The organism is Vibrio sp. 9-16B-A1 (assembly GCF_056726165.1).
Genome location: NZ_JBSDZD010000009.1, coordinates 217670 through 235178, shown reverse-complemented (window position 1 = coordinate 235178; position 17509 = coordinate 217670). Strand labels below are relative to the sequence as shown.

The following is a 17509-nucleotide window of genomic DNA, read 5'->3' as shown; positions in this document are numbered from 1 at the left end:
TAAGTGTCCTGAAGGGTTGTTCGAGACTAGAACGTTGATAGGCAGGGTGTGTAAGCGTTGTGAGGCGTTGAGCTAACCTGTACTAATTGCCCGTGAGGCTTAACCATACAACACCCAAGGGGTTTTGTTACTGAAACTGTTCCAGACAGTTATCAGCACTTCCTCCATCCATGGAGGTCGTGGACTCAATAAAGAATATTGAATGTAGTGTAGAACGAAACAGCTTTCCGAATTAAAGAATTTGCTTGGCGACCATAGCGTTGTGGACCCACCTGATTCCTTGCCGAACTCAGAAGTGAAACGCAATAGCGCCGATGGTAGTGTGGGGCTTCCCCATGTGAGAGTAGGACATCGCCAGGCTTTAAATTTAGGAACCACGTTGAAAGACGTGTTTACCGCTGCGGAGCGGTAGTTCAGTTGGTTAGAATACCGGCCTGTCACGCCGGGGGTCGCGGGTTCGAGTCCCGTCCGCTCCGCCACTTATTTAGAAGCCTCGTCGAAAGACGGGGCTTTTTTTGTGTCTGTAACTTTGTGCTTTCAGGTGGTTTTGGGGGATTGGTTCGTGGTACGCGTGCGCTTCGCTCCGTGGTTCGAGGGATATAGTTTTCCCTTTGATTCTATTGTGGCCCGCTGTAGCATCCACCCAGAGCCCAGAGCCCAGAGCCCAGAGCCCAGAGCCCAGAGCCCAGAGCCCAGAGCCCAGAGCCTTACGATCTCTCTTCCGCGAACCACGTACCACGAAGCGAACCGTCCCCCGAACCCCTCATCTAAACCTTCCCCTGAACTCCGTAGGTGTCATTTTCTTCAGTGTCTTAAACTGGCGATTAAAGTTAGACAGATTATTGAATCCTGAGCGCTCTGCGACCAGTGAGACCGGGTTATGGGTATTGGCCAGCAGTTCGCACGCTTTGCCTATTCTGAAGCGCTTGAGGTGCTCTGAAAAAGACTCGTTAAAGTGTTTTTCAAACATCCGGTATGCGGAGCTTTCGCTCATATGTACTTCCCGGCAAAGGTCATCAATTCGGATAGGGGAATGGTAGTGGTTCTCAATGAACTTTCTTATCGCCTCCACCCGTTTTATCGTTTCTGTGTCGTCCTGCTGTGGATTAAAGACGTATGGCGTTGCAGAGAGTTCCGCAGCACCCGTGTCATCCGCCAGTTTGTTCAGTGCCTGTATTACGCCCTGAAACTGATGGTGTGGTGCTTTTTCGTTAATACCGGAAAGGAGTTCAAATATGGTTTCTCCGGTTTCCGGACTAAATTGCAGACCATGTGCAGAGCGTCGTAAAAGCGGGGAGAGTCCCTTTAGCTCAGGAGCGGCTTGCTGTAGTTTTTTCAACCACTTATGGCTAAACCAAAAGATCAGTGAATAGTGAGGCTTACATCCGGGATCACTGAGTTGCCCTGACAGCATGTGCGGAAGGCCCGGGCCATATAAAAGCAGGGTGTTATGCCGGATTGATCCGATACCATCTCCGGCAATATAGGTGCCATTAAAGATGTTTTCCGGATCCCGGTAGAGCACCAGTTCGTACTCAGCATGATAGTGCCAGGGACAAGTAAACTCTTTCTTGGCCACTTTGCAGTGATATTCACGTACCTGCCAGTTGAAGCGATCTTCGTTGAACACATTCTCGATAAATGGACGCATTATTTCCCCTCCCTGACTCTCAACAGATTACTGTTTGTGGCGTTTATCTGTCAAAACTCCGGGGGAAAATGATGGGAAAGTACCAGACCAGGACGGATTGTTACCAATGAAGGAACGCATATTGAGTAGACTGACACTGTTACCGATACCTGGCCAGGATCGCTGAACTAATAAGAGGATAATGTTATGTATCAGAACAAAACTGCCCTGCTTTTCATAGTGACAGCGTTTGTGACCGGGATGTGCGGCGCTTTTTTCTACCCCCTTTCCAGTCTGTTTATTGTAGAAGCTCTTGGAGCATCGCCGGCCATGTTAAGCGCCTATATGGTGCTGGCTGTATGCAGTTCGGTAGTGGTCTCTCAGTTTATCGCTGCTTATTCTGACCGTGGCTGGCAGCGTAAGCGAATTTTGCTGCTCTCGCTGGGCAGCTACCTGGTGACGGTTATCAGCTTCACCTTAATTCGAAATTACTACCTGGCGGTCGGAATTGCGATGGTATTCGGCAGTATCAGTGGTGCGATCTTCGGCCAGCTGTTTGCGCTGGGACGTGAGTATGGCGATAGGCACCTGAGTGACAGCACTTCATTTCTCTCTGCCATGCGCGCCGGGATTGCTATTGCATGGGTTTTTGGGCCGCCGCTTGCCTTTATGCTCAAAGGGAGCTTTGGCTTCAGTGCCTCGTTCCTGACCTCCGCGATTATGGTTGCTGTAACCATGCTGATTGTTGCCCGGTACTTGCCGGGCAGTGACGGAATACGCAAGGATGATGCGCAGCCAGCAGAAACAGTTAAAGGGAAGCTGGGCGGCCGGGTGGTGCTTTATTGCGTGATGCTGGTATTTACCTTTGGTGCGAATAACTTATATATAACCAGTATGCCGCTTTATTTGTCACAGGAGCTGATGATTAAAGCCAACTGGCTCGGGATCCTGTTTGGTGTTGCCGCGCTGTGTGAGATCCCGATAATGATGAATGCCGGTCGAATGGCAAAGCGGTTTGGTACTGAGCGTATGCTGATTGTGGGGCTGATCTGCGGCAGTCTGTTTTTCTTCTCGATGCTTAATGTAACCGAGTTCTGGGCCATGATCGCTGTGCAGGTATTTAATGGTGTATTCATCGGCATCAGTGCAACGCTGGGGATGGTGGTACTGCAGGATATGATGGCCGATCGCCTTGGTGTCGCCTCGACTTTGTTTTCCAACATGCTGCAACTGAGTATGCTGGTTGCCAGTCTGTCGGTTGGCTTTGTTGGTGAGCTGTATAACTATTACAGTGCGTTTTACCTGTGCCTGAGCGGAGCTTTGGTTGCGCTTGTTCTGATGGTGTACTTCAGCCTGGCCGGCAACGGCAGGCAGGAAGAGCGGGTTGCAGAGCAGGGTTAGAGCAACTTTTTGGGGTCAAAGTGATAACCGGTTAAACAGTGATGCAGGGAGCAACCGGATCGCAGTCATGAGCAGAGTCCACCAGAAAGGGGTGTAACTGAGCAGTGATTTGCGCTCCACTCTTCTTTTTATCAGTGCTGCGATTTTGTCTGGTGTGCTCCATAAGGGGCCTTTGGCAAAGGCTTCAGTCATTGGTGTATCCACAAAGCCAGGTTTTATATCGAGTACGTGAACACCGGCTTTGACAAGCCTTTGTCCCAGCCCCTGCAGGAATATGGACACCATTCCCTTGGCTGCACCGTAGACATAGTTGGACTGACGCCCCCTGTCCCCGGCGACACTGGTGATTGCGGCAAGGGTACCAGAGCCCTGATTTTCCATATTATTAGCTGCAGTAGTCAGCAGAGTGATGACGCTGGTACCGTTCAGCTCTATCTCATCGAGTGTTTTCTGATAGTCATCCTGACAGTTAGGCTGATCAGGCAGATGACCATGGCAGATTATAAGCAGGTCCACCTGCTGAAAAGAAGAAAATGCTTTTTTTACCAGGGTGGCATTGGTGGCGTGCTCTGTGGCATCAAATCGCTCTGTGTGAACCTCTGTCGCACCACGTATGAGCAGATCCTGCTGAATACAGGTGAGTCTGTTGTGGTTTCGGGCTGCAAGAAACAGACGGGCGCCTTCGGCTGCGTAGAGCCGCGCCAGCTGCTCTGCAATTGCCGAGGTGGCACCAAATATAACGATACTTTTCATTGTTAAAGCCCTATCCTGGCCGACTGCAGGGAGTTATACAGTGGCTTTGCGCCATACTCTTCCCTGATCTGCTGAAACCTTTCCCATTGCGGGTAACCCTGTTTGAACATGCTTTCAGACATGCGCATATCCTTGCTCAGATAAAGCCTGCCCTGATACTCCCGTACAATCTCATCAAGCCTGTCGAGCAGGTCCAGGGTTGCCTGGCTGAGTTTGAAGTCCAGTGCGAGGGTGTAGCCGGGTGCCGGAAAAGAGAGCAGGTTCTGGTTTGCACGGCCGAATACTTTCAGTACCGCAAGAAAAGAGCCCAGCTGCGATGATGCTATTTCGGTCAGTATTCTTTTCAGGCCCTGTTTTCCCCCTTCCAGAGGCAAAACAAACTGATATTGGGTGAAGCCAGCCCTGCCGTAAATCCGGTTCCAGTTTCCGATTGAATCCAGCGGGTAGAAAAACGCATCGTAGTGGCAGTGCTGTACGTTTTTACTCCGGAGAGCCCGGGCATAATAAAGCTGGTTAAAAGCCCCCACGCTGAAGCGGTTAAGCGTAAAGGAGGGCAGGTTTAAGGGAATGCTGAGTCTGCTGCCACGGTGTACGCTGAGAGTTCCTTTCTGAGCATGCTCTCCAAGCATCAGCAGGGAGCGGCCGAGTTGTGCGCCTTTGGCCAGGCAGTCAACCCAGGCCACCGAGTAAGTGCAGTTTTGGTGCTGTTCAAACAGTGACAGAAGGTGTTCCAGGTTCTCAGCTTTGTATGTGGTCTGACAGATACTGCTGTTGCTGATAGGTTTTAATTTGAAAGTGGCTTCTGTTATTACGCCGGTTAAGCCCATTCCGCCACAGGTAGCGTGATACAGCTCCGGGTTTTCAGTTTCGGAGCACTGATATTCCTGTTGGTGAATTGAGATCCGGAGAGATAACAGGTAATCGCAGAAACTGCCGTCAAGGTGGTGATTCTTTCCATGAACGTCTGACGCTATTGCTCCGCCAACAGTGACAAATTTGGTGCCAGGCGTGACAGGAAGAAACCAGCCTTTGGGAACAAAGGTTTTTAAAACAGCGTCGAGCGATACGCCCGCATCACAGGTCAGAACTCCGGAACTTTCATCAAAGCAGACAAAGCGGTCCATTCTGGTGGTATCTGTGAGCTGCGCTGCCAGTGCGCTGTCGCCATAACTTCTGCCCAGGCCTCTCGCAATCGTACTGCCGGAAAAAGGCTCCGGGTGTTCCCTCTGGCTGTAGCGCCTTTCTGCATTGGTGACCGGGAACCTGCCCCAGCTGGTGGTTGGTAGTGCCATCCTCAGATTACCTGTCCGTCTGGTTATCAGATACAGCTACCGGATGGTTGCTGTTGTTATAACTATAGACGTTTACAGGTTTTTTTTCGGAGGAACGGTGGTTTTAATCTTTGGAAGAATTGGCAAAGGAGGGCGGGATTACCTAGATTTAGAATAAAGTCACTATGAAGCAGGTTAAGAACAGATACTGATGAGCAGCCCTGCAGGTACGTTAAAAATCTTACTTCGCCTGATGCGTCCAAGGCACTGGGTAAAGAATCTGTTTGTGCTTGCACCACTGTTTTTTTCGGCTCAGTTTACTTCTCCACACGCCGTTATCCAGGCCGTTCAGGCGCTGATTGTATTTTGCCTGGCTGCGTCCGCAGCTTACGTGTTTAACGACTGTCGTGATCTTGACCATGACCGCCGTCATCCGGTGAAATCCCGGACCCGGCCGTTAGCTTCCGGAGACATCTCTCTCCCGCGGGCTTATAGGCTGCTGTTGGTGCTGTACTTCCTGATTCTTGGATTTACGGCCACAGTGCCTCAGGCGGTCTGGGTAGCTGCTGCGTATCTGGTATTGAATGTCCTGTACGCTCTTTATCTGAAGCACCAGCCCGTACTGGATATCTTCTCTGTAGCACTGGGGTTTGTATTAAGAGTTTATGCCGGAGCGGTTGTTCTGGAAGTGCCCCTGTCTGCCTGGATGCTTGTAACTACTCTGTCTCTTGCTCTGTATCTGGCGGCCCTCAAGCGGCGTCAGGAGCTGCTGCACCATGGCAGGGACGCAAGGCCGGTATTGCAACACTATACGATCGCGCTGGTGGATAAGTATGCTGCTCTTTCTGCTACCTGTTCGGTGCTGTTTTACAGTCTGTTTGTTATTACCGAGCAGCCCTCTATGGTGCTGTCGGTGCTGTTTGTTATTTTTGGCCTGTATCGCTACTGGTTTGTGGTTGAGCTGAAAGATAAGGGAGAGTCACCGGTTGATGCTCTTTATTCTGACCGTCAGTTACAGCTGGCTATTGTGGGGTGGATACTCGCCTGTGGATACGTTTTGGTGCAGTGAGAAAAGAACATGGACTTGGCATACCTCATCACTCCTTTTGCTGCCTGGCTGATGGCCGGATGTCTTAAGTTTGCTGTCAACAGCGCCCGGAGCCGGTCGCTGGCATTTGACCAGATTGGCTATGGTGGCTTTCCCAGTACACATGCCAGTATTGTATCCGGCGCGGTGATGATTATCGGTCTGCGCGCCGGATGGGATAATCCGGTACTGGCAGTCGCCCTGGCGCTGGCACTTATCGTATGTCTGGATGCCACCGGCCTCAGAAAGCACATCAGCGACCACGCTAAAGCACTCAATCAGCTTACGCCTGAGAAGAAGCGCCTGAGAGAAAGGATAGGGCACAGCCTGTTTGAAATTCTGGGCGGAATACTAACCGGAGTGGTTACCGCATGGCTGATAAATCTTGTGGTTTAGGTGGGTATTAAAACGAAAAAAGCCACGTCTTTCGACATGGCTTTCTTCTTAAAGTGGCTCCCCCTGCGGGACTCGTACGGGCCGGCCATCCGGCTGTGACATATTCACCGTTCACAGAAGCAGATAAAAGAAAACCCCAGCCTTTCGGCTAGGGTTTCTAAAGTGGCTCCCCCTGCGGGACTCGAACCTGCGACATACGGATTAACAGTCCGCCGTTCTACCAACTGAACTAAGGGGGAACAATTTGTGTGCTTCAGAAGTCATCTGACTAAAGGAGCGAAAGTGGCTCCCCCTGCGGGACTCGAACCTGCGACATACGGATTAACAGTCCGCCGTTCTACCAACTGAACTAAGGGGGAATCATAAATGGTGCCGACTACCGGAATCGAACTGGTGACCTACTGATTACAAGTCAGTTGCTCTACCTACTGAGCTAAGTCGGCACATCTATTCTTATTGCTCGTACTTTCATTAAGCACCAACAATCTAAATTGTGGTGCCCGGAGGCGGAATCGAACCACCGACACGAGGATTTTCAATCCTCTGCTCTACCGACTGAGCTATCCGGGCGACGGGGTGTATTAAACGGTTTTTCCGGTTTTAGGTCAACAGAAAAATGCAAAAAAACTCTCGTTTGATGCTTTTCTGTACTTAGTGGGCTGTTTTTGCGCGTTGGTGATTAAAACGCATGCGAAATGCGGGGGTAAGGGGAGAGTTTTTTTATTTTAAGTTGGCGGAATCTTGCTGCGGGAGACAAAAAAAGCGCACCCGAAGGTGCGCTGAGAGTGATTACTTAACCGTAAATTTGTTTACCCAGAGCTCAAGCTCATTGGCCAGCTGGGCAAGGTGGCGGGTACTGCTGTGACTTTCTGTCACAACCTGGCTCAGCTGACTGCCGCTCTCTTCAATCATATTGATACGCTGGGAGATGTCATCGCTCACCTGGGTCTGCTCAGCAGCGGCTGTCGCAATCTGGTGGCTCATGCTGGTGATGGTCTCCAGGGCATCGACAATATGCTGCAGCGCTTCTGATGCGTTACGTGACTCTTCAACTGTGGTCTGGCTGGTATCTGCACACACTTCCATGGTCTGGATTGCGTTACGTGAGCCATCCTGAAGGTTGCCGATCATCTGTTGGATCTCTTTGGTGCTGTTCTGGGTACGGCCGGCAAGGTTGCGAACCTCATCAGCCACCACCGCAAAGCCACGGCCCTGTTCACCGGCACGGGCTGCTTCAATCGCAGCATTCAGCGCAAGCAGGTTGGTTTGCTCGGCAATATCACCAATCACATCGAGGACTTTGGCGATGTTGTTTACATCGTTATCCAGCGCGGCAACGGCATCGCTGGCAGTGCCCAGCTGCTCTGCAAGGCCTTCGATATTGCTCACTGCGCTCAGGATCAGTTGCTGGGTCACCTGGCTCTGTTTGTCGGCTTCATCTGTGTTAGAAGCGGTCTCGCTGGCCGAATCTGCAACATTGTTGGCAGAAGAGGCCATCTCGGTCATCGCGGTGGCAATCATCTCGGTAGACTGCTGCTGGGTATCGGTCAGCTGACTGATGCTGGCAGAGCGTGACTCTACGTTGCCAAGTTCTCCGCGCAGGGCGTGCATGGACTGCTCCATGTTATTAACCAGCTCTGCCAGGGAGAGGCTCATCTGCTGAACTGCCTGGAAGATGCTGCCAGGCTCTGCGTCGTATTCGAATGTTGTCTGAATCCTGCCTGCTGCTACAGCCTGCACTGCTGAGCGTACTTCCTGAGGCTCACCGCCGAGCAGGGTCAGCATGCGGCGGATAGCGACGATCAGCACTGCCAGAATCGCGCCTGCGATGAGCAGACACAGGGTCAGCTGCCAGCTTGCCGTTGACCAGAATCGCTCGTTCACTTCGTTAAAGCCGATACCGGTGCCGACATACCAGCCCCAGTGGTCGCTTTTCTCTGCGATAGACAGTTTTTCTTCCACTGTGCCATCCGGCAGTTTCAGGCTCCAGGTGTACTGGGCGATCCTGCCCGGATTCGCGGCTACAGCTTTTTGTAAAATGGCGCCGACGCTGTTGCCTTCAGAGTCGCGGAAATCGTGGAAGCTGGTGCCGTGCAACTGAGGGTCAAGCGGAGCTGCGATGAAGTTCAGGTTTTCATCTGCTACATAGACGTACTCGTTGTCTTTGTAGATGTTGTTGCGCAGTACCCTGGTCGCAATAGCTTTTGCCTGCTCTTCACTCAGGGTGCCGTCCATTGCCATTTTTTCCAGCTCACTCAGGATGCTGTAGGTGCTTTTGAACAGCTCGCCTACGCGTGCCTGGTTGTCCTGATCACTGGCAACGCGCAGGGTCCACAGGCCGGTTGCGGTCAGAGCCAGCAGCGCCACCAGGATCACCGCAGACAGCAGGTAAGATTGGGTTTTTAGTTTCATATTTACCTCGGAGTATCACTTCCGTTGTGATGGGGAGTTGTTGGTATACCTTCATGATATCGTCAGCTGTACGTTAATGATGAGCGCTTAAAGCTAACAGATGACAAAAGTATGATGCGGATTAAATTTTTAGCAAAAAATAAGTCGGAATGTGATCGGCAGGGTTGTTTGTGGGGCTGGTTGGCATGGGCGTAAGAGACGAGAGACGAGAGACGAGAGACGAGAGACGAGAGACGAGAGACGAGAGACGAGAGACGAGAGATGATATACGAAAAAAGCACGTCTTACGGCGGGGACATCTTGTCGGGGACGCCCAGTCATGGCTTTCGCGAAGTATTATCGTAGCAGATAAGAAAAAACCCCAGCCTTTCGGCTAGGGTTTCTAATGTGGCTCCCCCTGCGGGACTCGAACCTGCGACATACGGATTAACAGTCCGCCGTTCTACCAACTGAACTAAGGGGGAATTTCGTGTAACCTTTTCAGGTTAAGCACCGAAAATGGTGCCTCGAGGCGGAGTCGAACCACCGACACGCGGATTTTCAATCCGCTGCTCTACCAACTGAGCTATCGAGGCAAATAAATGGTGCCGACTACCGGAATCGAACTGGTGACCTACTGATTACAAGTCAGTTGCTCTACCTACTGAGCTAAGTCGGCACATTTTATTCTTATTGCTCGTACTTTCATTAAGCACCAACAATCTAAATTGTGGTGCCCGGAGGCGGAATCGAACCACCGACACGAGGATTTTCAATCCTCTGCTCTACCGACTGAGCTATCCGGGCGACGGAGCGCTATTAAACGGATTTTCGGCCCCGGCGTCAACAGGTATTTTTAAAAAAACTAAAAAAATGGTGTGTTTGCCGGGTTTTTGAACAAAATGGTTACTATCCGCGCCCGGAATTGAAATCTTTCTTAAATTTGGTCACTTTTTCCAGGTAGCGGCGTGACTCCGAATTCGGGTGTTTTTTGGTTAACGCCCAGTAAACCTGATTTGGCTGCAGTGAATTCAGGTCGCGCATTGCCCGTTTTCTGTCATTGCGGTTAAAAGTGTTCAGTACACCGCCGGTGCCACCGTTGTAGGCTGAGATCATGCTGTACTCCAGTGAAACGGGGTGGCGCACATCTTTCAGGTAGCGGTTTTTCAGGATATAGAAGTACGCGGTACCGGTATCTATGTTCTTCTCCGGGTCAAACAGGTACTCAGGGCTCGGCTCACCAGGTTTCTTTTTCACCAGCTTAAATACATCCCGGCCGGCAGTCTTGGGAACCACCTGCATCAGGCCATAAGCATTGGCCCAGCTGACCGCATAGGGGTTGAAACTGCTCTCGGTTTTGATGATGGCGTAGATCAGATCTTCCGGGATGTCATACTTGCGTGAAGCACGGCGGACGATATCGGCGTACTGGTAACTGCGCAGTTCGAAGTGATCCTTAACCATAGGGATCTCGACGTAATACGCTTTTTTATAGTCCACGCTGCGGGTTTTGAGCTTATTGGCGATCAGGTAGTCGGCAAAGCGGTTGGCGCGCCATGACCACTGAATGGCTTTCTGGTCCTGGTCGAGCACCTGACGGTAGAGGAACGGCCGCCCCTCCAGCTTGATGCTGGAAGAGGAGTAAAGGTCGACATGCGCCGGGTCATCCGGTGTCAGCAGAGTAGTAACGATGGCATTTTTCAGGTGCTTCTGGGGCTCGGTTGGTGCCACGGTGCCTATGGTGATCACCCCTTTTGAGAAATCGACTTCGGCGCGGCTCATGTAATTATCTATGTATTTCACATAGTTACTTTTGCCTGCCATTTTAACTTCTGACTTGCCCCAGCGTTTTTCGATGTTGCCGCTGAAGCTGTTGATCAGAGCATCCAGTGCAGCAATGTCTTTTTGAAACTGGCCCGGAAGCTCGGCGAGGTTCTTGGCAAAACGGTTGGTAGGTTCATAATCGATTTCGTAAAGTGATTCGATAAACTCCCGGCTGCAGCCAACCAGCAGTAAAGACACCAAAAAATAGACCAGTTTTTTCATTCTGCTTCCATAAAAAAATGACACCATCAGCGGACTAATGATGTCATTTTTTAAGCGAAAAGGTAATAGCTGACTTTTGTGTTATCAGCTCAGTGGATTACTCTGCTGGTGGCGTGTAGCCTTCAATGACTACATCTTTGCCTTCAAACAGGAAGCTTTCCATCTCGGTTTCCAGCAGCTTACGGTGCTCCGGATCCATCATGTTGAGCTTTTTCTCATTGATCAGCATGGTCTGCTTTGACTGCCACATCGCCCAGGCTTCTTTGGAGATATTGTCGAAAATGCGTTTACCCAGCTCACCCGGGTACAGCTGAAAATCCAGCCCTTCGGCTTCTTTTTGCAGACGTGCGCAAAATACTGTGCGGCTCATAACGGCTCCTTAATTGATTTCGAACGGCAGGCTTTCCAGCAGCTGCTTAACCGGTGCTGCCAGTCCAACCGTTTCCGGATTGTGTAAGTTATACCAGAGAGCCTGTCCGGCTTCCATGGTGATATTGGGGGCGCTCTCCGGCTCTATCAGCACCGGGGTAATATCCAGGTGATAGTGGCTGAATGTATGGCGGAAGCTTATCAGGGTTTTCTGGCTGGCCCGGGTGATGCCCATTTTATCCAGCAGAGGTTCAAGATCATCGCTGTCAGACTGAGGGAAACAGTACAGTCCGCCCCAGATCCCGCTTTGTGGCCTCTGCTCCAGCCAGACTTCATCCTGATGACAGATGATGGCAAACCAGGTCTCTTTGACCGGTTTTTCTTTTTTGGGCTTTTTATGCGGGAAGTCCAGCTGGCGGCCCTGTTTATTGGCTTCACAGAAGCTTTCAACCGGGCAGAGCTGGCATTTCGGCTTTGAGCGGGTGCAGACCATGGCGCCCATATCCATCATTGCCTGGTTATAGTGGTCAACATCGCTTTGCGGGGTATGCTGTTCGGCCAGCTCCCACAGCCGGTTTTCAACCTTCTTCTGACCCGGCCAGCCTTCTACCGCAAAGCAGCGCGACAGGGTGCGCTTGACGTTACCGTCCAGAATCGCGTGTGGCAGCTGGTGGACTGATGACAGTACAGCAGCAGCTGTCGAGCGGCCTACGCCCGGCAGAGCGTTCATCTGTTCAAGATTGCGGGGAAACTCACCGCTGTGTTCAGACATTACAACTTGTGCAGCTTTATGCAGGTTGCGTGCACGCGCGTAGTAACCAAGGCCGGTCCACAGGTGCAGCACTTCATCCTGAGAAGCCTCAGCCAGCGCCTGTACGGTCGGGAAGCGTTCTACAAAGCGCTGGTAATAGGGGATCACGGTTGCCACCTGGGTTTGCTGCAGCATGATCTCTGAGAGCCATACCGTATAAGCGGTTTTATCCTGCTGCCAGGGAAGGGACTTGCGGCCATACTGGTGATACCAGTCCAAAATGGCCTCGGCAAATGGGGTCACTGTCTGTACTCTTACAATCGAAAAACTGATGCCGATTGCACCATACTTACCCTGCGGTGTAAAACCGATAAAGTGTGGGGTTATAATTAACACTTGCACCAGAGACGATTCTTTGGATAATCCCCGCTTTGACCAATTATCAGGCAGAAATCAATGAGTGAAGTGACCACCAACGAATACACTGAAGATGGCAAACTGATCCGCAAAGTACGCAGCTTTGTGCGTCGCGAAGGCCGTCTGACCAAAGGCCAGGAAGCCGCCATGAACGAATGCTGGCCAACCATGGGCATCGACTACAAAGAAGAGTTGCTCAACTGGCAGGAAGTATTTGGTAACGACAACCCGGTAGTACTGGAGATCGGCTTTGGTATGGGCGCGTCACTGGTTGAAATGGCGAAGAACGCACCGGAGAAAAACTACATCGGTATCGAAGTTCACAGCCCGGGTGTGGGTGCCTGTCTGGCTTCTGCCCGTGAAGCGGGTGTCACTAACCTGCGTGTAATGTGTCACGATGCGGTAGAAGTGTTTGCCAACATGATCCCTGATGGCAGCCTGAGCACGCTGCAGCTGTTCTTCCCTGACCCGTGGCACAAGAAGCGTCACCATAAGCGCCGTATTGTACAGCTGGACTTCGCTGAGATGGTGCGCCAGAAGCTTATCCCTGATGCGGGTATCTTCCACATGGCGACAGACTGGGAAAACTACGCAGAGCACATGATTGAAATCATGGAGCAGGCACCAGGTTACCAGAACATTGCTGAAGAGGGTCACTATGTTCCGCGTCCGGAAGAGCGTCCTCTGACCAAGTTTGAAGCGCGCGGTCACCGTTTGGGACACGGCGTTTGGGACATTAAGTACAAGCGTGTAAAGTAAGCACCAAAGCTTAACCGCCCCAAGATATTAAAAAGCCAGCATTTCGTTGGCTTTTTTGCCCTAAGAGCATAACTAAACCATTAAACAGGGTGCGCAATGAAACCGACCAACCAGATTTTGCAGGACATTTTGCACGAGGTTCGCCCTCTGCTCGGCCAGGGAAAAGTGGCTGACTATATCCCCGCATTGGCAAAGGTACCCAGCTATAAGCTGGCTATTGCTGTGTATACCAATGAAGGTGAGGTGTTTAAAGCCGGTGATGCTGATGAAGGATTCTCTGTTCAGTCGATTTCAAAGGCGCTCAGCCTGACCCTGGCGATGGTGCTCTATGAGCCGGAAGAGATCTGGCAACGGGTGGGCAAGGAGCCTTCCGGTCAGGCATTTAACTCCATGATCCAGCTTGAGGTCGAAAAAGGCATTCCGCGAAACCCCTTTATCAATGCTGGTGCCATTGTTGTAGCCGATATGCTCCACAGCCGGTTGTCTGCCCCAAGGCAGCGCCTGCTGGAGTTTGTCCGTCAGCTTTCCGGTGATACTCATATCACTTATGACAAGGTTGTGGCGGCGTCTGAGATGATGCACAGCGATCGTAACGCGGCGATTGCTTACCTGATGCGCTCGTTTGGCAACTTTGACAACGAGGTCATTCCGGTGCTGAACAACTATTTTCATGCGTGCGCGCTGAAGATGAGCTGCGTGGACCTGGCGAAGACTTTCAGCTACCTGGCAAATAAGGGCGTATCGGTTCAGACTGGTAAACAGGTGATCACCCCAACCCAGACCAAGCAGCTGAACGCGCTGCTGGCGACCTGTGGCCTGTATGACGGCGCCGGGGAGTTCGCGTACCGGGTTGGTATGCCGGGTAAATCCGGTGTCGGCGGCGGTATTGTCGCTGTGGTTCCGGGAGAAATGAGTATCGCGGTCTGGTCACCGGAACTGGATCCGTCCGGCAACTCGCTGGCGGGTACCCGGGCGCTGGAGCTGCTCTCTGAGCGGATAGGACGCTCTATCTTTTAAACCCATAAGGCGGACAAGGATGTCGAAACAAGCCCACAACTATCTTCTCAACGCCACCACAGCGCTGCCAGGCCTGAATCAGGCTATTGCCGCCAACGGTGAGCTCTCGTTGAAACCTCAGCCTGAGCAGCAGTTCTTCCCCTATCTGGCCCGCTCCATCGCTGGTCAGCAGCTCTCAAATGCTGCCGCTTCGACAATCTGGAAGCGGGTAGAGCAGGCAGCAGGCCCTGACCTGACCGGCTTTTGCTGTCAGGATAACTATCAGCGGCTCAGGGACTGCGGTCTGTCCAACTCCAAAGTTAAAACCCTTATCGGCCTGCGTGATGCGGTAGTTAACCAGACGCTCGACCCGGCGCTTTATCATTCCCGCGACCGGGTGTTCATCACCCATGAACTGACCAAACTGTGGGGAATAGGCCAGTGGACGGCAGATATGGCGGCGATCTTCTTTTTTGCCCTGCCTGATGTGTGGGCGTATGGCGACGTTGCGCTGATGCGTGGCCTGGAACACTTTGCGGCTCTTGAGGGCACTGAGCCTGGCATGATCCTGGAGCTGACAGAGCCGTATCACTCTTATCTGGCGCTGCATATCTGGGAGTGCTGGGATACGGATTTGCTTACCAGGCTTTAGGTGCTAGGTACTAGGTACTAGGTACTGGGACTGGGACTGGTGGCGGTGGCGGGTGCGCGGGGGAGCTTTGGGTTACCCATGATCCTGAAGCCTGGTTAACTGAACAATGGCCTGATTTTGCTGGTGGCGGGCAGAAAAAAGGGCTTTTGGATCATCATGATCCAAAAGCCCTGAGTGCTGTACAAACGCGGTTATTCTTCTTCGTCCGGCATAAAGGCGGCCAGCAGATCGTTTAAGAACAGTTTGCCCTTTTCGGTGATCTGCCAGTGAGTCTCTGTCTCACTCAGGTAACCCTGATCCAGTGCCCATGTCAGGGTTGGCCGGATGGTTTCCGGATCAAGACCGGTGGTTTCACTGAAGTCCTGTTTAGGGCAGGGTTCGAGCAGGCGGAAGCGGTTCATAAAGAACTCGAAAGGGCGGTCTTCGGCCGGTACTTCCTGTTCACTGTCGAGATACGGCTTTAACAGGTTCAGGTAGCCGCGCGGGTGTTTGACCTTGGTGGTACGCACGATGCGGCCGTCAGCAAAGCTCAGCTTTCCGTGTGCCCCGCAGCCAATGCCCAGGTAATCCCCGAAGCGCCAGTAGTTAAGATTGTGACGGCACTGGAAGCCCGGTTTGCTGTAGCCGGAGGTTTCGTACTGCACGTAGCCGGCCTCCGTCAGCTTCTGATGGCCAAGCTCAAAAATATCCCACAGCTCATCGTCATCCGGCAGGGTTGGCGGACGCGAGTAAAACAGCGTATTGGGCTCGATGGTGAGCTGATACCAGGAGAGATGCGGCGGATCGAGTTCGATCGCCTGGTCAAGATCTGCCAGCGCCTGTGCCTGGCTCTGATCCGGCAGGCCGTGCATCAGATCCAGGTTGAAACTGTTAAGGCCGATCTGATGAGCCAGCCTGGCCGCGTTTATCGCTTCTGCTTTGCCATGGATCCGGCCAAGCCTCTCCAGCTTTTGCTGCTCAAAGCTCTGCACCCCGATGGAGATCCGGGTAACACCGGCTTCCCGGTATGCGGCAAAGCGCTCTGCTTCTATCGTGCCCGGGTTGGCTTCCATGGTGATCTCAATATTGCCGGTAAACGCCAGCCTTGCGTGGATCCCGTCAAGCAGGTGTTTGATCAGCTCAGGCTCGATAAGGCTCGGCGTACCCCCACCGATAAAGATCGAATGCAGCGGACGCGGCGCATCGCTCAGCCGGTAGCGTTCGATATCCTGATCAAGGTCTTCGAGCAGGGCATCGATATATTCGCGCTGAGGGATCTCACCTTTTTGGGCGTGAGAGTTAAAATCGCAGTAAGGGCATTTTTGCACGCACCACGGGATATGGACGTACAGGCTCAGCGCCGGGGGCGTTATCTTCATGCCAGCTTCTGCTGTTTCAGGGTTTCAAACAGCTGCTTAAGCGCTTTGCCACGGTGTGACAGCTGCTTTTTCTGTGCTGGCTCCAGCTCTGCTGACGCGCAGTCCATTTCCGGTACGTAGAATACAGGGTCGTAACCAAAGCCATTGCTGCCGCTGGCCTGCTCCAGAATCCGGCCTTCCCAGCTGCCGTGACAGATGACTGGGGTAGGGTCGTCTGCGTGACGCATCAGTACCAGTACACAGTGGAAGCGGGCTGTACGCTGCTCAGCAGGAACGCCCTGCATGGCTTCCAGCAGCTTGTTCAGGTTTTGCTGGTCACTGGCGCCTTCACCGGCGTAGCGGGCAGAGTAGATGCCAGGCGCACCTTTGAGAAAATCCACTTCCAGTCCTGAATCATCAGCGATGGCCGCAAGGCCGGTCTCTTTGGCGGCGTGGCGCGCTTTGATGATCGCGTTCTCAATGAAAGTGGTGCCGGTTTCAGCGACGTCAGAGACGTTAAACTCGCTCTGGGCCAGCACTTCAAAACCAAACTCAGCCAGCAGATCAGCCATCTCTTTGACTTTACCCTGATTGCCGGTGGCAAGAACTAATTTGGACATAGTGAACTCTTTTCTTTTGCTGCGGTTAATGGCAGCAAGAATAGCAGATCACTGCCCGACATAGAATTTCTGATTAAAGCGCAGTTTGCCTTTGCCGCTCAGCCCGGCATCCACGTCCAGTTCAAAGGTCAGGGTCTCTTCATCGCTGACCGGGAACTCGGCCAGATAGTAGATGGCACTGGCTTCTTTCACTTCGCGGAACTCCAGTGTACGGGTCTGGCCCAGCAGGTTCTGGCTCTTGCCGGTAATGCTGGCCTGGGTGGCCGGTTTGCCTGCTTTGGAAGTATCGAGCACCGAAATGTTGAGTACCGCGTTGTAATCGTTACGTTTGATTTTGTACTGGCGGGCGATCTCAGCGGTCAGAAAAGTGGAGTTAAACGCCGAGTAGTGGACCTCGACGTCTTTAATGGTTTTGAACTGGCCTGCGAATATGGCCGGGGATAGCAGAAAAAAAACAGTCGTAAGCAGTATCCTTTTCATCGTTCATTTCCTTATGTTTGGTGGTCTGCGTAAGGTTTGATTGTTGTTCCGGTCTGAAGTCAGCCTGGCACAAGTGCCTTAGTTGGTCTGATTAGTCTGCTGATTAATTGAGTTCACTCACACTTACAGTTTGCATCTATTTGTTTGATTTAT

The 17509-nt window shown here is 52.2% G+C and carries 16 protein-coding genes, 9 tRNA genes and 2 rRNA genes; 9 read left to right on the top strand and 18 right to left on the bottom strand.

Translation table 11 applies throughout. The annotated features are described in order from the left end of the window. The 3 genes from ACVB80_RS15965 to ACVB80_RS15955 all read left to right on the top strand — a co-directional run. Positions 1-107 (top strand): 23S ribosomal RNA (locus ACVB80_RS15965); the annotation flags it as partial. A gap of 137 nt (positions 108-244) precedes the next feature. Continuing rightward, positions 245-360: ribosomal RNA gene (gene rrf, locus ACVB80_RS15960) — 5S ribosomal RNA — on the top strand. A 42-nt stretch (positions 361-402) separates the two neighbouring features. Beyond that, positions 403-479: transfer RNA gene (locus ACVB80_RS15955), tRNA-Asp, on the top strand. 284 nt (positions 480-763) lie between these two features. Here the strand turns inward: ACVB80_RS15955 and ACVB80_RS15950 are convergent. Beyond that, entirely contained in the window at positions 764-1651 is an 888-nt protein-coding gene (locus ACVB80_RS15950; protein WP_481082264.1) for an AraC family transcriptional regulator, read from the bottom strand. Positions 1652-1837: 186 nt separating this feature from the next. Here ACVB80_RS15950 and ACVB80_RS15945 point away from each other — a divergent pair, with 186 nt between their 5' ends. Continuing rightward, positions 1838-3031: a sugar efflux transporter gene (locus ACVB80_RS15945; protein ID WP_481082263.1), complete on the top strand. Its 1194-nt coding sequence runs from the start codon at positions 1838-1840 to the stop codon at positions 3029-3031. 15 nt (positions 3032-3046) lie between these two features. On the opposite strand, the gene ACVB80_RS15940 is transcribed toward ACVB80_RS15945, so the two are convergent. Further along, entirely contained in the window at positions 3047-3784 is a 738-nt protein-coding gene (locus ACVB80_RS15940) for an SDR family oxidoreductase (RefSeq protein WP_481082262.1), read from the bottom strand. Between the two features lie 2 nt (positions 3785-3786). Further along, a complete protein-coding gene (locus tag ACVB80_RS15935) occupies positions 3787-5076 on the bottom strand; it encodes an FAD-binding oxidoreductase (protein ID WP_481082261.1) in 1290 nt (429 codons plus the stop codon). A 190-nt stretch (positions 5077-5266) separates the two neighbouring features. On the opposite strand from ACVB80_RS15935, the gene ACVB80_RS15930 reads away from it, so the two are divergent. Both ACVB80_RS15930 and ACVB80_RS15925 read left to right on the top strand, forming a co-directional pair. Continuing rightward, positions 5267-6124 (top strand): decaprenyl-phosphate phosphoribosyltransferase, encoded by an 858-nt coding sequence (locus tag ACVB80_RS15930; protein ID WP_481082260.1) that lies wholly within the window; start codon positions 5267-5269, stop codon positions 6122-6124. Positions 6125-6133: 9 nt separating this feature from the next. Then, the gene (locus tag ACVB80_RS15925) at positions 6134-6538 is read left to right on the top strand and encodes a divergent PAP2 family protein (protein WP_481082259.1); all 405 of its coding nucleotides are present in this window, start codon (positions 6134-6136) and stop codon (positions 6536-6538) included. Positions 6539-6701: 163 nt separating this feature from the next. On the opposite strand, the gene ACVB80_RS15920 is transcribed toward ACVB80_RS15925, so the two are convergent. The 12 genes from ACVB80_RS15920 to mutY all read right to left on the bottom strand — a co-directional run bounded on the left by ACVB80_RS15920 (position 6702) and on the right by mutY (position 12398). Next, positions 6702-6777 (bottom strand) — tRNA-Asn (locus ACVB80_RS15920). A 44-nt stretch (positions 6778-6821) separates the two neighbouring features. Further along, positions 6822-6897 (bottom strand) — tRNA-Asn (locus tag ACVB80_RS15915). 8 nt (positions 6898-6905) lie between these two features. Next, positions 6906-6981: transfer RNA gene (locus ACVB80_RS15910), tRNA-Thr, on the bottom strand. A 51-nt stretch (positions 6982-7032) separates the two neighbouring features. Continuing rightward, positions 7033-7108: transfer RNA gene (locus ACVB80_RS15905), tRNA-Phe, on the bottom strand. Between the two features lie 219 nt (positions 7109-7327). Then, on the bottom strand, positions 7328-8950 hold the full coding sequence (locus ACVB80_RS15900; protein ID WP_481082258.1) for a methyl-accepting chemotaxis protein: 1623 nt from the start codon (positions 8948-8950) through the stop codon (positions 7328-7330). A gap of 388 nt (positions 8951-9338) precedes the next feature. Next, positions 9339-9414, bottom strand: a tRNA-Asn gene (locus ACVB80_RS15895). Between the two features lie 35 nt (positions 9415-9449). Beyond that, positions 9450-9525 (bottom strand) — tRNA-Phe (locus tag ACVB80_RS15890). A 7-nt stretch (positions 9526-9532) separates the two neighbouring features. After that, positions 9533-9608 (bottom strand) — tRNA-Thr (locus tag ACVB80_RS15885). A gap of 52 nt (positions 9609-9660) precedes the next feature. After that, positions 9661-9736: transfer RNA gene (locus ACVB80_RS15880), tRNA-Phe, on the bottom strand. A gap of 102 nt (positions 9737-9838) precedes the next feature. Then, positions 9839-10975 carry a membrane-bound lytic murein transglycosylase MltC gene (gene mltC / locus ACVB80_RS15875; RefSeq protein WP_481082257.1) on the bottom strand — a complete coding sequence of 379 codons (1137 nt, stop codon included), beginning with the start codon at positions 10973-10975 and terminating at the stop codon, positions 9839-9841. 97 nt (positions 10976-11072) lie between these two features. Then, the gene (locus ACVB80_RS15870) at positions 11073-11345 is read right to left on the bottom strand and encodes an oxidative damage protection protein (RefSeq protein ID WP_481082256.1); all 273 of its coding nucleotides are present in this window, start codon (positions 11343-11345) and stop codon (positions 11073-11075) included. Between the two features lie 9 nt (positions 11346-11354). Further along, positions 11355-12398 (bottom strand): A/G-specific adenine glycosylase, encoded by a 1044-nt coding sequence (gene mutY, locus ACVB80_RS15865; protein WP_481082275.1) that lies wholly within the window; start codon positions 12396-12398, stop codon positions 11355-11357. A 153-nt stretch (positions 12399-12551) separates the two neighbouring features. Here mutY and trmB point away from each other — a divergent pair, with 153 nt between their 5' ends. From trmB to ACVB80_RS15850, 3 genes are all read left to right on the top strand, one after another. Beyond that, positions 12552-13271 carry a tRNA (guanosine(46)-N7)-methyltransferase TrmB gene (gene trmB / locus ACVB80_RS15860; RefSeq protein ID WP_481082255.1) on the top strand — a complete coding sequence of 240 codons (720 nt, stop codon included), beginning with the start codon at positions 12552-12554 and terminating at the stop codon, positions 13269-13271. A gap of 96 nt (positions 13272-13367) precedes the next feature. After that, positions 13368-14288 (top strand): glutaminase B, encoded by a 921-nt coding sequence (glsB, locus tag ACVB80_RS15855; protein WP_481082254.1) that lies wholly within the window; start codon positions 13368-13370, stop codon positions 14286-14288. 19 nt (positions 14289-14307) lie between these two features. Beyond that, positions 14308-14919, top strand: coding sequence for a DNA-3-methyladenine glycosylase family protein (locus ACVB80_RS15850; protein WP_481082253.1), 612 nt, complete (start codon positions 14308-14310; stop codon positions 14917-14919). A gap of 191 nt (positions 14920-15110) precedes the next feature. Here the strand turns inward: ACVB80_RS15850 and hemW are convergent, their stop codons facing one another. The 3 genes from hemW to ACVB80_RS15835 are packed head-to-tail and all read right to left on the bottom strand — an operon-like array spanning position 15111 to position 17356. Beyond that, entirely contained in the window at positions 15111-16277 is a 1167-nt protein-coding gene (gene hemW, locus ACVB80_RS15845) for a radical SAM family heme chaperone HemW (protein ID WP_481082252.1), read from the bottom strand. Next, a complete protein-coding gene (locus ACVB80_RS15840) occupies positions 16274-16876 on the bottom strand; it encodes an XTP/dITP diphosphatase (RefSeq protein WP_481082251.1) in 603 nt (200 codons plus the stop codon). The genes hemW and ACVB80_RS15840 overlap by 4 nt, the downstream gene beginning before the upstream one ends. Before the next feature lie 48 nt (positions 16877-16924). Then, positions 16925-17356, bottom strand: coding sequence for a DUF4426 domain-containing protein (locus ACVB80_RS15835; protein ID WP_481082250.1), 432 nt, complete (start codon positions 17354-17356; stop codon positions 16925-16927). Positions 17357-17509: the final 153 nt, after the last annotated feature.